The sequence below is a fragment of the Variovorax sp. GW821-FHT10C12 genome (assembly GCF_059415405.1).
In genome coordinates, this window is sequence record NZ_JBWKNE010000011.1 from 94062 (window position 1) to 107484 (window position 13423).

At 65.8% G+C, this 13423-nt stretch carries 15 protein-coding genes and 1 pseudogene; 9 read left to right on the forward strand and 7 right to left on the reverse strand.

What is annotated here, in order from left to right:
- Positions 1-18: 18 nt before the first annotated feature.
- From atpG to AC07OH_RS29595, 7 genes are read right to left on the reverse strand one after another with little or no spacing between them, the layout of a single operon-like run.
- A complete protein-coding gene (gene atpG, locus AC07OH_RS29565) occupies positions 19-894 on the reverse strand; it encodes a F0F1 ATP synthase subunit gamma (RefSeq protein ID WP_489062055.1) in 876 nt (291 codons plus the stop codon).
- A 33-nt stretch (positions 895-927) separates the two neighbouring features.
- The gene (atpA, locus tag AC07OH_RS29570; RefSeq protein WP_095747008.1) at positions 928-2541 is read right to left on the reverse strand and encodes a F0F1 ATP synthase subunit alpha; all 1614 of its coding nucleotides are present in this window, start codon (positions 2539-2541) and stop codon (positions 928-930) included.
- Between the two features lie 47 nt (positions 2542-2588).
- The gene (locus AC07OH_RS29575; RefSeq protein ID WP_095950109.1) at positions 2589-3119 is read right to left on the reverse strand and encodes a F0F1 ATP synthase subunit delta; all 531 of its coding nucleotides are present in this window, start codon (positions 3117-3119) and stop codon (positions 2589-2591) included.
- Between the two features lie 7 nt (positions 3120-3126).
- Positions 3127-3597, reverse strand: coding sequence for a F0F1 ATP synthase subunit B (locus AC07OH_RS29580; RefSeq protein ID WP_062480176.1), 471 nt, complete (start codon positions 3595-3597; stop codon positions 3127-3129).
- Positions 3598-3630: 33 nt separating this feature from the next.
- The gene (atpE, locus tag AC07OH_RS29585) at positions 3631-3900 is read right to left on the reverse strand and encodes a F0F1 ATP synthase subunit C (RefSeq protein WP_056576471.1); all 270 of its coding nucleotides are present in this window, start codon (positions 3898-3900) and stop codon (positions 3631-3633) included.
- 49 nt (positions 3901-3949) lie between these two features.
- Positions 3950-4828, reverse strand: coding sequence for a F0F1 ATP synthase subunit A (gene atpB, locus AC07OH_RS29590; protein WP_495303068.1), 879 nt, complete (start codon positions 4826-4828; stop codon positions 3950-3952).
- 26 nt (positions 4829-4854) lie between these two features.
- Positions 4855-5325, reverse strand: coding sequence for an ATP synthase subunit I (locus AC07OH_RS29595; RefSeq protein ID WP_056576477.1), 471 nt, complete (start codon positions 5323-5325; stop codon positions 4855-4857).
- Between the two features lie 137 nt (positions 5326-5462).
- Here AC07OH_RS29595 and AC07OH_RS29600 point away from each other — a divergent pair, with 137 nt between their 5' ends.
- The 9 genes and pseudogenes from AC07OH_RS29600 to ispG all read left to right on the forward strand — a co-directional run bounded on the left by AC07OH_RS29600 (position 5463) and on the right by ispG (position 13417).
- On the forward strand, positions 5463-6356 hold the full coding sequence (locus AC07OH_RS29600; RefSeq protein ID WP_495303069.1) for a D-amino acid aminotransferase: 894 nt from the start codon (positions 5463-5465) through the stop codon (positions 6354-6356).
- Positions 6353-6670 carry a YbeD family protein gene (locus tag AC07OH_RS29605; protein WP_489062048.1) on the forward strand — a complete coding sequence of 106 codons (318 nt, stop codon included), beginning with the start codon at positions 6353-6355 and terminating at the stop codon, positions 6668-6670. The genes AC07OH_RS29600 and AC07OH_RS29605 overlap by 4 nt, the downstream gene beginning before the upstream one ends.
- Positions 6667-7341 carry a lipoyl(octanoyl) transferase LipB gene (gene lipB / locus AC07OH_RS29610; protein WP_101493840.1) on the forward strand — a complete coding sequence of 225 codons (675 nt, stop codon included), beginning with the start codon at positions 6667-6669 and terminating at the stop codon, positions 7339-7341. Before AC07OH_RS29605 ends, lipB begins: the two co-directional genes overlap by 4 nt.
- Positions 7342-7348: 7 nt before the next feature.
- Positions 7349-8332 carry a lipoyl synthase gene (gene lipA / locus AC07OH_RS29615; RefSeq protein WP_095747013.1) on the forward strand — a complete coding sequence of 328 codons (984 nt, stop codon included), beginning with the start codon at positions 7349-7351 and terminating at the stop codon, positions 8330-8332.
- A 418-nt stretch (positions 8333-8750) separates the two neighbouring features.
- Positions 8751-9398: pseudogene (locus tag AC07OH_RS29620) on the forward strand (1-deoxy-D-xylulose-5-phosphate synthase N-terminal domain-containing protein); the annotation flags it as partial.
- 312 nt (positions 9399-9710) lie between these two features.
- On the forward strand, positions 9711-10226 hold the full coding sequence (locus AC07OH_RS29625) for a hypothetical protein (protein ID WP_495303070.1): 516 nt from the start codon (positions 9711-9713) through the stop codon (positions 10224-10226).
- Positions 10227-10236: 10 nt separating this feature from the next.
- On the forward strand, positions 10237-11154 hold the full coding sequence (locus tag AC07OH_RS29630) for a polyprenyl synthetase family protein (protein ID WP_495303103.1): 918 nt from the start codon (positions 10237-10239) through the stop codon (positions 11152-11154).
- A 29-nt stretch (positions 11155-11183) separates the two neighbouring features.
- Positions 11184-12122, forward strand: coding sequence for a 4-hydroxy-3-methylbut-2-enyl diphosphate reductase (gene ispH, locus AC07OH_RS29635; RefSeq protein ID WP_495303071.1), 939 nt, complete (start codon positions 11184-11186; stop codon positions 12120-12122).
- Entirely contained in the window at positions 12119-13417 is a 1299-nt protein-coding gene (gene ispG, locus AC07OH_RS29640) for a flavodoxin-dependent (E)-4-hydroxy-3-methylbut-2-enyl-diphosphate synthase (RefSeq protein WP_495303072.1), read from the forward strand. The genes ispH and ispG overlap by 4 nt, the downstream gene beginning before the upstream one ends.
- Positions 13418-13423: the final 6 nt, after the last annotated feature.

Consider the following 13423-nt stretch of genomic DNA (forward strand, 5'->3'; position numbering starts at 1 on the left):
TGTTGAGGTCCGAAGGGCTCAGACACCGGCGGCCGCCGCAGCGCCCGAAACGATCTCCGAGAGCTCCTTGGTGATACCGGCCTGGCGGGTCTTGTTGTAGACCAGCTTCAGCTCGCTGATCACGTTGCCTGCGTTGTCGGTGGCAGCCTTCATGGCCACCATCCGCGCCGAATGCTCGGACGCCATGTTCTCTGCCACGCCCTGGTAGACCAGCGACTCCACATAGCGAACCAGCAGCTCGTCGATCACGCTTTGCGCATCGGGCTCGTAGATGTAATCCCACGAATGCTGGCCTTCCTCGACTTGCAGCGAGTCAGCGGCCAGCGGCAGCAGCTGCTCGACGAGCGGCTCCTGCTTGATCGTGTTGATGAACTTCGTGTAGCACAGGTACACGGCCGAGAGCTTGCCTTCCGCGTAAGCGTCGAGCAGCGTCTTGACCGGACCGATGAGCTTGTCCAGATGCGGCGTGTCACCCAGGTGGGTGACGTGTGCCACCACGCGGGCGCCGATGCGGTTCAGGAAGCCGAGGCCCTTGCTGCCGATGGCGACCGACTCGATGGCCACGCCAGCGGCCTGCGCTTCGCGCAGCTTGGTCGTCACGGCGCGCAGCAGGTTGGTGTTCAAGCCACCGCACAGGCCCTTGTCGCTCGTCACGATGATGAAGCCGATCGCCTTGGCGTCGTTCTTCTTCATGAAGGCGTGCGTGTACTCGGGATTCGCCTTGCCAAGGTTCGCCGCAATGTTGCGGATCTTCTCGCTGTAGGGGCGTGCGGCACGCATGCGCTCTTGCGCCTTGCGCATCTTGGAAACCGAGACCATTTCCATGGCCTTGGTGATCTTCTTGGTGTTCTCCACCGATTTGATCTTGCCGCGGATTTCCTTACCAGCTGCCATATGAGCTCCTTCTTGCGTCGGTCAAAAGGTCGCTCAGGCGAACGACTTCTTGAACGAGGTGGCTGCGGCCAGCAGTTCGGCTTCGGCGTCCTGGCACACCTTCTTGAAGGCCTGCTTTTCTGCGCTGTCGTCCGGCTTGGCGGGCTTGGCATCCCACTTGGCACCGTTCTTTTCCATGGTCTCGAGCAGCGCAGCGTGGCTGGTCTTCAGGAGCTGGTGGAAGCCGTGTTCGAACGGGAGCACCTTCTTGACTTCGATGTCGTCCATGAAGCCCTTGTTCACTGCGAACAGCGTGGCATTCATCAGCGAGATCGGCAGCGGGCTGTACTGGGTCTGCTTGAGCAGTTCCGTCACGCGCGCACCGCGGTCGAGTTGCTTGCGGGTCGCTTCGTCCAGGTCGGAAGCGAACTGCGCGAACGCGGCCAGTTCACGGTACTGGGCCAGGTCGGTACGGATACCGCCCGACTGGTTCTTGATCAGGTTGGTCTGCGCCGACGAACCCACGCGCGACACCGAGATACCGGCGTTGATGGCGGGGCGGATGCCGGCGTTGAACAGGCTGGTTTCCAGGAAGATCTGGCCGTCGGTGATCGAGATCACGTTGGTCGGAACGAAGGCGGACACGTCGCCGGCTTGCGTTTCGATGATCGGCAGTGCGGTCAGCGAACCGGTCTTGCCCTTGACTTCACCCTTGGTGAAGGCTTCGACGTAATCGGCGTTCACGCGGGCTGCGCGCTCGAGCAGACGGCTGTGGAGATAGAACACGTCGCCGGGGTAGGCCTCGCGGCCTGGCGGGCGGCGCAGCAGCAGCGACACCTGACGGTAGGCCACGGCTTGCTTGGACAGGTCGTCATAGACGATCAGGGCGTCCTGGCCGCGGTCGCGGAAGTACTCGCCCATCGTGCAGCCCGAGTAGGCCGACACGTACTGCATGGCAGCCGATTCGGAGGCCGAAGCAGCCACGACGATGGTGTAGTCCATCGCGCCGGCTTGTTCCAGCGAGCGCACCACGTTCTTGATCGACGAAGCCTTCTGGCCGATCGCAACGTAGACGCAGGTCATGTTCTGACCCTTCTGGTTGATGATCGCGTCGATCGCCACGGCGGTCTTGCCGGTCTGGCGGTCGCCGATGATCAGCTCGCGCTGGCCACGGCCGACGGGCACCATCGAGTCGATCGACTTCAGGCCGGTCTGCATCGGCTGGTCCACGGACTTGCGTGCGATCACGCCGGGAGCGACCTTTTCGATCACGTCGGTCATCTTGGCGTTGATCGGACCCTTGCCATCGATCGGCTGGCCCAGTGCGTTCACCACGCGGCCGATGAGCTCGGGGCCCACGGGCACTTCCAGGATGCGGCCCGTGCACTTCACGGTGTCGCCTTCGGAGATGTGCTCGTACTCGCCCAGAATCACGGCGCCGACCGAGTCGCGCTCGAGGTTCAGCGCCAGGCCGAACGACGGCGTGCCGTCAGCCGTGGGCGGGAACTCGAGCATTTCGCCTTGCATCGCGTCCGACAGGCCGTGCACGCGCACGATGCCGTCGGTCACCGAGACCACGGTGCCCTGGTTGCGGATGTCGGCGCTGACGCCAAGGCCTTCGATACGGCTCTTGATCAGTTCGGAAATTTCTGCGGGATTGAGTTGCATGACTCTTTCCTTCTTTCAATAAATAGGGCCAACCGCGGCTCGCCGCCTCAGGCGGTGAGCGCTGCTTTCATTTGTTCGAGACGCGCCTTGACGGAGGTGTCGAGGACTTCGTCCCCCACCACCACACGGATGCCGCCGATCAGCGAAGGATCGGATTCCACACGCGTGTTCAGCGTGCGACCGAAACGGCGTTGCAGCGCGACGGCGACCTCGGCGAGACTCGCCGCGTCGATCGGGAAGGCGCTGTAGATCACCGCGTCGGACGTGCCGCCCTTGGCGTTCTTGAGCTCGCGGTACTGGGCCGCGACTTCGGGCAATGCAGCGAGCCGGCCGTTGTCGATCACCGTGCGCAGGAAGTTCTTGCCGGCGTCCGGCAAGGCTTGCGGCAGCAGACCGGAGATCAGGTCGAAGACCTGTTCCGGCGACACCTTCGGGTCGGCAGCGAACTGCAGGAGCTGGGGATCGGCAGCGAGAGCGGCCAGCTGGCCGATCCAGCCGGCCGTGCCTTCGAGGTCGCTCGAAGTAGCCTCGAAGAGCGCGTCCGCGTAGGGGCGGGCAATGGTCGCAAGTTCGGCCATATCGTCCTCAGAGCTCGGTCTTCAGGCGCTGGAGCAGGTCGGCGTGGACACCGGCATTGACTTCCTTGCGGAGAATCTGCTCGGCACCCTTGACGGCCAGTGCAGCGACCTGCTCACGCAGGGCTTCACGGGCACGCACGGACTGCTGTTCGGCTTCGGCGTGCGCGTCGGCCACGATCTTGTTGGCCTCCACCGTTGCACGGCCCTTGGCCTCTTCGATGATCTGCTGGGCGCGGCGCTCGGCATCGGCCAGGCGGCTGGTGGTCTCGTTGCGAGACTGAACCAGTTCCTGCTCGACGCGCTGGTTGGCGGAAGCGAGTTCAGCCTTGGCCTTCTCGGCGGCCGCCAGGCCCGCAGCGATCTTTTGTGCGCGTTCATCCAAAGCCTTCGCGATGGGCGGCCACACGAATTTCATCGTGAACAGCACCAGCAGCAAGAAGACGATGGCCTGAACGAACAGGGTCGCGTTGATACTCACGGCAACACCTTTCTGGAGTGGCGTTGAACCGGCTTACTTGGGCAGGTTGGCCAGCAGGGTCGCGGCGAACGGGTTGGCGAAGGCGAACAGCAGAGCGATGGCCACGCCGATCAGGAAAGCCGCGTCGATCAGACCAGCCAAGATGAACATCTTGGTCTGCAGGTCGTTCATGAGCTCAGGTTGACGGGCCGACGATTCCAGGAACTTGCCACCCATCAGCGCGATGCCGATGGAAGCACCGATGGCGCCGAGACCGACGATCAGACCACAAGCGAGAGCGACGAGACCGAGAATGTTTTCCATGATGACTCCTTAGAACAGATTTAAAGCAAACGAAAAGAAAAAGGGAAACTCAATGCGCCTCATGCGCCTGGCCCAGATAGATCAGGGTCAGCATCATGAAGATGAAAGCCTGCAGCGTGATCACCAGGATGTGGAAGATCGCCCAGACAGTGCCGGCAATGATGTGCCCGATGGGCAGCAACACACCGGAGAACGAGGCCGCCATGGCACCGCCCATGAGGGCGATGAGCATGAAGACGAGCTCGCCTGCATACATGTTGCCGAACAACCGCATGCCGTGCGAGACCGTCTTGGCCAGGTACTCGATGACCTGCATCAGCAGGTTGATGGGCCACAGCAGAGGGTGGGCACCGAAGGGCGCGGTGATCAGCTCATGGCCCCAGCCGCCCAGGCCCTTGACCTTGACGCTGTAGAAGAGGCACAGGAGCAGCACAGAAGTCGAAAGACCGAGCGTGGTCGAGAGGTCGGCGGTCGGCACGGCACGCATGTAGGCGTGGTGCGGATCGTGGCCCAGGGCCGAGTAGACCTGGGTCCAGATGGCCGGCAGCAGGTCGACCGGCAGCATGTCCATCGCGTTCAGCAGGAAGATCCAGACGAACACGGTGAGCGCCAGCGGGGCAATGAACTTGCGGCTCGCGGCGTTGTGCACGTTGGCCTTGGCCTGGTTGTCGACCATCTCGACCAGGATTTCGACCGCGGCCTGGAAGCGGCCGGGCACGCCGGGCGTTGCCTTGCGGGCAGCCAGCCACAGCACGAAGCAACCCAATGCGCCAATGATCAGCGCGTAGAGCACCGAGTCAAGGTTGATGACGTTGAAGTCAACAATGGCGGATTGAACGACGGGCTTGAGGCTCCAGTCGACTTGCCAGTGCTGGAGGTGGTGAACGATGTATTCACTCGCGGTCGGGGCGTGTCCTTCGGCGGCCATCTTTCAGCGTCTCTCTTCCAAAACAGTCAAATCCGGTTCAAAAATTTGGGCCGCACCAACAGTGCCACCCAGTACATCTTCATGGCGACCACCACGCCAGCCACCATGGCCAGCCAGACGAGCCCCCCGATCAGCCACGGCGCCGCGGCCAGCAAGGCAACGGTCAGCGCGATCTTGATCATCTCCCACACAAAAAACCTCAACATGACAGCCTGCGACGGCATGCCCGGTTTGCGCCGGACACCGCGGACAAACAAGGCCGCGGGGATCGCTACTGTCATGGCTCCGTAAAACGCCGAGATTGCAGCCTCGGATCGCGCCGTCCAGATCCACGCCAGGCAAGCTACCACCACACCTGCAGCCACTTGGGCTGCGATCACCCACCAGGGCGACAGCTCGGGGTTTTGCTCGCGCAACTTCTGGGCCTCTTCGGCCGTGAGTGGCTTGAAATCTGATTCTTCGGCGTCAACCTCAGGGACAGGGGCGTTGGTTGTCATTCGAATGCACCCCGTGTTTGTCCCCGGAGAATTTTACAAAGCCATTGATTATAAGTAAAACCTAGCGGGGTCCCGACATAACGTGACACTTCGTCGACAGTTCTGCACCGAGTGTGGCGTCCGCCCATAATTTGCGGATGCAAGACATCACCTCGGCACTGCCCGACACGCCGTGTTTTCTCAACGGCGAATTCACCCCCCTGCGCGACGCGAAGATCAGCGTCCTCGACCGCGGCTTCATCTTCGGCGACGGCATCTACGAAGTCATCCCTGTGTACTTCGGAGCGCCCTTCTGCTTCGACGAGCACATCGCGCGCCTCGAGCGTTCGCTGGCCGAACTGCAGATCGACAACCCCTACTCGCGCGACGAATGGCGCGACATTGCAACACAGCTTGCCGCGCCGCTGGGCCAAGCACCGCAGGCCGTGTACTTCCAGGTTTCGCGCGGCGTCGCACCACGTGACCACGCCATGGTGCGCGGCCTGCGCCCCACCGTGTTCGCGATGGTGAACCCCCTGCCGCCGGTGGCCGATGCGGTGCGCGCCAAGGGCGTGACCTGCGTCACCGCCGACGACTTCCGCTGGCAGAAGGCCCACATCAAGAGCACCAGCCTACTGGGCGCGGTGCTCGCACGGCAGATCAGCGTCGAGGCCGGTGCGACCGAGACCGTGATGTTCCGCGGCGACTGGCTCAGCGAGGCCTCGTCGAGCAATGTGTGGATCGTGAAGGACGGCACGCTCATCGGCCCGCCCAAGGACAACCTCGTGCTGACCGGCATCCGCTATGGCCTGCTCGAGCGCCTGTGCCGGGACAGCGGCATTCCCTTCGCGCTGCGCCGCGTGTCGCGTGACGAGGTGTTCGGCGCCGACGAGCTGTTGCTGTCCTCGGCCACCAAGGAAGTGTTGCCCGTCGTCACACTCGATGGCCAGACCATTGGCAATGGCCGTCCCGGCCCCATCTACCAGAGCTTGTATGCCGCCTACCAACAGGCCAAGCAACGCAACGCTGAGAAGCCAGGAGCCCTTGCATGACCGACAACACCACGCCCCCGACCGACGACACCACCGCCCCGATCCCCGACCCGCGCAAGGAGTCGCTGATCGAGTACCCCTCACAGTTCCCGATCAAGGTGATGGGCGCCAAGACCGACGGCCTGGTGCACGCCATCACGCAGATCGCCGAGCGCTTCGACCCCGCCTTCGACGCCACCACCGTCGAGCTGCGCGACAGCAAGGCCGGCAACTACCTGGGCGTGACGATCACCGTCACCGCCACCAGCCGCGAGCAGCTCGACGACCTGTATCGCGCCCTGTCGTCGCACCCGTCGGTCAAGGTCGTTCTTTGACCATCGAAGCGCAGTCGCTCGGCCGGGCCGACTACCTCGCCACCTATGCGGCGATGCAGCGCTTCACGCAGGAGCGCACGCCCGAGAGCCCCGACGCGCTATGGATTTGCGAGCACGACCCCGTGTTCACCCAAGGGCTGGCGGGCAAGACCGACCACATCCTGGCCCCCGGCCCGATCCCCGTCGTGCAGACCGACCGGGGCGGGCAGGTCACCTTCCACGGCCCGGGCCAGGTGGTGGCCTACCCGCTCATCGACCTGCGGCGCGCGGGCTACTACGTCAAGGAATACGTCTACCGCATCGAGGAATCGGTGCTGCGCACGCTCGCCCACTTCGGCGTGACCGGCCACCGCGTGCCGGGCGCCCCGGGCATCTACGTGCGCCTGGACGACCCGTTCTCGCATGCCGCGCTGACCGGCCCGATGCCCGGCGCCGACCCGTTCCGGGGCCTGGGCAAGATCGCCGCGCTGGGCATCAAGGTGAGCCGTCACGCCACTTACCACGGTGTGTCGCTCAATGTCGCGATGGACCTCGAACCCTTCTCGCGCATCAACCCTTGCGGCTACGCGGGGCTGAAAACGGTCGACCTTTCTACAATCGGCGTCCAAACCACATGGGAAGAAGCTGCCGGCGTGCTGGGCCAGAAGCTCATCACCTTCCTGGCACCTTAGCAATCCAATGAGCACCACCGAAGTCGTCCGCGACGCCCAGAGCGCCGAAAACTACAACCCCCTGGCCAAGCAGAAGGCCGCGGCCAAGCTGTCGCGCATCCCCGTCAAGGTGGTGCAGACCGGCGAAGTGCTCAAGAAGCCCGAGTGGATCCGCGTCAAGGCCGGCAGCCCCACCACCCGCTTCTACGAGATCAAGCAGATCCTGCGCGAAAGCAACCTGCACACGGTCTGCGAAGAAGCCTCGTGCCCGAACATCGGCGAATGCTTCGGCAACGGCACGGCCACCTTCATGATCATGGGCGACAAGTGCACCCGCCGCTGCCCGTTCTGCGACGTGGGCCATGGCCGCCCCGACCCACTGGACAAGGACGAGCCGCTCAACCTGGCCAAGACCATCGCCAAGCTGCGCCTGAAGTACGTGGTGATCACCAGCGTCGACCGCGACGACCTGCGCGACGGCGGCAGCCAGCACTTCGTCGATTGCATCGCGAACATCCGCGAGCTCTCGCCGATGACGCAGATCGAGATCCTGGTGCCCGACTTCCGCGGCCGCGACGACCGCGCGCTGGAAATCCTCAAGGCCGCGCCGCCGGACGTGATGAACCACAACCTCGAGACCGCGCCGCGCCTGTACAAGGAAGCGCGCCCCGGCAGCGACTACCAGTTCAGCCTGAACCTGTTGAAGAAGTTCAAGGCGCTGCACCCGAACGTGCCGACCAAGAGCGGCATCATGGTCGGCCTGGGCGAAACCGACGAAGAGATCCTGCAGGTGATGCGCGACATGCGCGCCCACGACATCGACATGCTGACCATCGGCCAGTACCTGTCGCCGTCGGGCTCGCACCTGCCGGTGCGCCGCTACGTGCACCCCGACACCTTCAAGATGTTCGAGGAAGAGGCCTACAAGATGGGCTTCAGCCACGCGGCCGTGGGCGCGATGGTGCGCTCCAGCTACCACGCCGATCAGCAGGCGCACGCCGCCGGCGTCTGACGCCCCCTGCCCGACCGCCCGCCGCACGCGGGCGTCGGCGCACACCCCTCTTCCCGCCCCCTTCGACCTCGCCCCGCAGCCGCTTCCCGACGGCCGCGGCGACGGTCTTGCGCGCCTGCCGCGCCATCCAAAAAACTGATTAAAACCTTCGGGGGAAATAACTCGGGGTATCAAAAAATTTGCGGCGGCATTCGCTTGCGCCTGCCAAATTCATCCCCTACGCTGACCTCCTGATTTCGCTCGGCATGGAATTAAAAACCCAGAGCCGACGCGACCTCAAGATCCCTCGGAGGCTTTGACAAGGAAATTGAGCCGTCAATTTCCAAGGCATTGTTTTGCCAAGAATTAATTAAAACCGCATCGCACGAAAAATTCAGTCGCCACGGCCCGCGCGTTTCCATCTCACGGAGAAACCGGAATGCATGCCCTGCTCGAAGCCATCGATTCGCCCCATTCGCTGCGCCAGCTCGGCATTGCGCAATTGCCGGGCCTTGCTGATGAATTGCGATCCTTCATCGTCGACAGCGTGTCGCGCACGGGCGGCCACTTCGCCTCCAACCTGGGCACGGTCGAGCTGACGGTCGCCCTGCACTACGTGTTCGACACCCCGCGCGACCGCATCGTCTGGGATGTCGGCCACCAGAGCTACGCCCACAAGATCCTGACCGGCCGGCGCCAGGCCATGCCCACCTTGCGCCAATTCGGCGGCATTTCCGGATTTCCGAGGCGCACCGAATCCGAACACGATCATTTCGGCACCGCGCATTCCAGCACGTCCATTTCCGCCGCCCTGGGATTTGCACAGGCCGTCCGCATTTCCAATTCGACCGACCACGCCATTGCGGTAATCGGCGACGGGGCCTTGAGCGCCGGTATGGCTTTCGAGGCCATGAACAATACGCAAGCATGTGGCCGCTTGTTGGTGATATTGAATGACAACGACATGTCGATTTCGCCACCCGTCGGCATGCTGCGCCTTTATCTGGGCGGATTGATTTCGGAACGCGCCTATGCCAGCGCCAATGAAGCCAGCCGGCAAAGATGGCGCGCCATGCGCCCGGCGCTGGCCCCCTGCGAGCCCTCGGAACTCGGCCTCGCGTTCGGCCCCGACGGCGGCTGCGTTCGCACCGGCGGGGGCGACAGCCCGCCTCGCGCCGCCCTCACGGCCCGCCATGCGCGGGAGGTCGACGGCGGCATCCTCGTGTGGGTTGATCATGCCGGCCTGCCACCGACCTGGGAGATGCCGACCCAGGACTTCGAGGCAGGCTCCGCTGCGCTGTACGTCCACTAGGAGCTGAAGGGCCAGGCGCACGACGGCGTCGAGAACAGCGCGGACGTCGCACATTTCGGCTGGGTCCACGGCCTCACGGACACGCAGATGTCGTACCGGATCGACGGCAGCCTGTTCGAAGTCACGCTCACGGCGCGCTGGAAGGGACAGCGCTTCCTGGGCACCTTCCTGAACTACGGCGTGGGCTGCGCTGTGGGTCTTTTCCACATGCCGGACCTCGGGGTCCGGCTGAATTCCATCGCGCATTTCGTCCAGACCGAGCCCTTGAAGTGGCGCCTGGACGTGGCGAACCAGCTGAGCATCGCACGGGTCAACCGATGGCCGCCGATGCTCAGAAACCTGACCTATCGCATGCTCGTGCCGTTCGCCAATTTCTGGCTGGGATGGTTTGTCAAGCCGGACTACCAGATCTGGAACGCCAAGCGCTTCGTGAGGCATCCGCAGCTGATCGCGAGCGACAAGACCATGATCGCCCACCGGCGCTGGGCCTCCCGCTTCTACCCCGGCGGCCTGGTGGACGGCCTCGACCCCGGCGCCCTCCCGGTGCCTTCGCAGCGCGATGCCGCACCGGTGCGTCTTCGGGAAGCCAGCCATGCGCCATGAAGCACGGCAGATGCCGGCAGCGGACATCGAGCCGGCCGACACCTTCGAAGAATGGATGCGCGGCACGGTCCAGCGGACCGAAGCTGCCCTCGGCATGCACCTGCCGCCGTCCGACACCCTCCCCTCGCGCCTGCACGAGGCATTGCGCTACGCCACGCTCGGCGGCGGCAAGCGCATCCGCCCGCTGCTGTGTCAGGCCGCAGGCGCCCTGGTAAACGCACCGCCCGACGCGCTCGACGCCACGGGCGCCGCCATCGAGATGGTCCACGTCTACTCGCTCGTGCACGACGACCTGCCCGCGATGGACGACGACGACCTGCGCCGGGGCAAGCCGACCGTGCACGTGGCCTACGACGAAGCCACGGCCATCCTCGTGGGCGATGCACTGCAGGCGCAGGCCTTCCTCACGCTGGGCGAACTGCCGCTGCCGGCCGAGCGCCGCATCGCACTGGTGCGCGAGCTCTCGGAGGCGGCCGGCTCGCGCCAGCTCGTTGGCGGCCAGGCCATCGACCTGCAGAGTGCGGGCCGGTCCTTGAGCCAGCCCGCGCTCGAGCAGATGCACCGCATGAAGACCGGCGCGCTGATTCGCGCGGCGGTGCGCATGGGCGCGCTGTGCGGCGTGGCCGACACACCAGCGAACGCCGCGCTGTACCGCGCGCTCGACGACTACAGCAGCGCCATCGGCCTGGCCTTCCAGGTCGTCGACGACATCCTCGATGCGACCACCGACACGGCCACGCTCGGCAAGACCGCGGGCAAGGACGCGTACGACGACAAGCCGACCTGTGTATCGATGCTGGGCCTCGACGCCTCGCGCGCGCTGGCCCGCACGCTGAACGCGCGCGCCCATGCGGCGCTGGCGCCCTGCGGCGTGCGTGCAGAGCGGCTCGGGCAGCTGGCCGATCTCGTGGTCCACCGCGTGAACTGACCCCTCCAACCTCTCGAGGAGCCCCCACCATGCGCGTCATCCTTGCCCAGCCCCGAGGCTTCTGCGCCGGCGTCGTGCGGGCCATCGACACGGTCGAACACGCGCTGCGGCGCCACGGCACGCCCATCTACGTGCGCCACGAGATCGTCCACAACAAGCACGTCGTCGACGACCTGAAGGCGCAGGGCGCGGTCTTCGTCGAGGAGCTGGCCGAAGTGCCCGCGGACGCGGTGGCGATCTTCAGCGCGCATGGCGTGAGCCAGGCCGTCGAGACCGAAGCCCGCGCGCGCGGCCTGCGCGCGATCGACGCCACCTGCCCGCTCGTCACCAAGGTGCACGAGCAGGGGCGCCGCTATGCCGCCAAGGGCTATGCGCTGATCCTCATCGGCCACGCCGGGCACCCCGAGGTGACGGGCACGCTGGGGCAGATTCCCGCGCCGGTCACGCTGGTGCAGACCGAGGCCGACGTGGACGCGCTGGTGCTCGATGCCGACACGCCGCTGGCCTACATCACGCAGACCACGCTGTCGGTGGACGACACGCGCGGCATCATCGATGCGCTGCAGCGGCGCTTTCCGCAGATCGTCGGCCCCGACACGCGCGACATCTGCTACGCCACGCAGAACCGGCAGACGGCCGTGCGCGAACTGAGCCAGCAGGTCGACGTGGTGCTGGTGGTCGGCGCGCAGAACAGCTCCAACTCGCAGCGCCTGCGCGAGATCGCGGCGCAGGCCGGCGTGCGCAGCTACCTCATCGCCCAGGGCAGCGAGCTCAAGCCCGACTGGGTGCGCGACGCCGGCGCGGTGGGCGTCACCGCCGGCGCGTCGGCGCCCGAGACCATGGTGCAGGACGTGGTGGCCGCGCTGCGCCGGCTGGCCGAGGTGGAACTGCTGACGCTGCCCGGGCGCGAGGAGCACGTGGTGTTCCGGCTGCCGGCGGAACTCGCAACGGAAGTGGCCGTGCCATGAAACCGCCCGTCGCACGCCGCCTCTCGCGGCAGGTGCGCGTCGGCGCGGTGCGCATCGGCGGCGATGCACCCGTGGCCGTGCAGGCCATGACCAACACCGACACCGCCGACGCGGCCGCCACCGTGGCGCAAGTGGCGGCACTCGCGCGCGCGGGGGCCGAGCTGGTGCGCCTCACGGTCAACAACGAAGAGGCCGCCGCGCAGGTGGCGCCGATCCGCGACGCGCTCGCGCGCCAGCAGGTGCACGTGCCGCTGGTGGGCGACTTCCATTTCAACGGCCACCGACTGCTCGCGCAGCACCCCGACTGCGCGCAGGCGCTGGCCAAGTACCGCATCAACCCCGGCAACGTCGGGCGGGGCGACAAGCGCGACGCGCAGTTCTGCCAGCTCATCGAGATCGCCTGCCGCCACGGCAAGCCGGTGCGCATCGGCGTGAACTGGGGCAGCCTCGACCCCGCGCTGCTGGCGCGCCTGATGGACGCCAACGCGCAAGCTGCGCAGCCGCAGCCCGCCGACGAGGTGATGCGCCAGGCGCTCATCGTCTCGGCGCTGGAGAACGCCGCGCGCGCCGAAGACGTCGGCCTGCCGCCCGATCGCATCGTGCTGTCGGCCAAGGTGAGCCAGGGGCAGGACCTGATCGCCGTGTACCGCGAACTCGCCGCGCGCTGCGACTACCCGCTGCACCTGGGCCTGACGGAAGCGGGCATGGGCTCCAAGGGCATCGTGGCCTCGGCCACCGCGATGGGCGTGCTGCTGCAACAGGGCATCGGCGACACCATCCGCGTGTCGCTCACGCCCGAGCCGAACGGCGACCGCACGCGCGAGGTGCTGGTGGCGCAGCAGATCCTGCAGTCGATGGGCCTGCGCGCCTTCACGCCCAGCGTGACTGCCTGCCCCGGCTGCGGGCGCACCACGAGCACCTTCTTCCAGTCGCTGGCCAGCCAGATCGAAGGCTGGCTGCACGCGCAGGCGCCGGCCTGGCGCGTGCGTTTTCCGGGCGTGGAAGACATGCACGTGGCCGTGATGGGCTGCGTGGTCAACGGCCCCGGCGAGAGCCGGCTGGCGCACCTGGGCATCTCGCTGCCGGGCTCGGGCGAGCAGCCGGTGGCGCCGGTGTACATCGACGGCGAACGCGCGCTGACGCTCAAGGGCGAGCACATTGCCGACGACTTCACGCGGCTGGTCGAGACCTACGTGGCCGCGCGCTACGGCGCCGATGCCGAGGCAAGCGAGCGGCTGGGTGCGTGGATGAAGCCGTCTTCGCGCGAGCGCGTCGTGCCGATCGCTTCCGTCTGAAGGCAT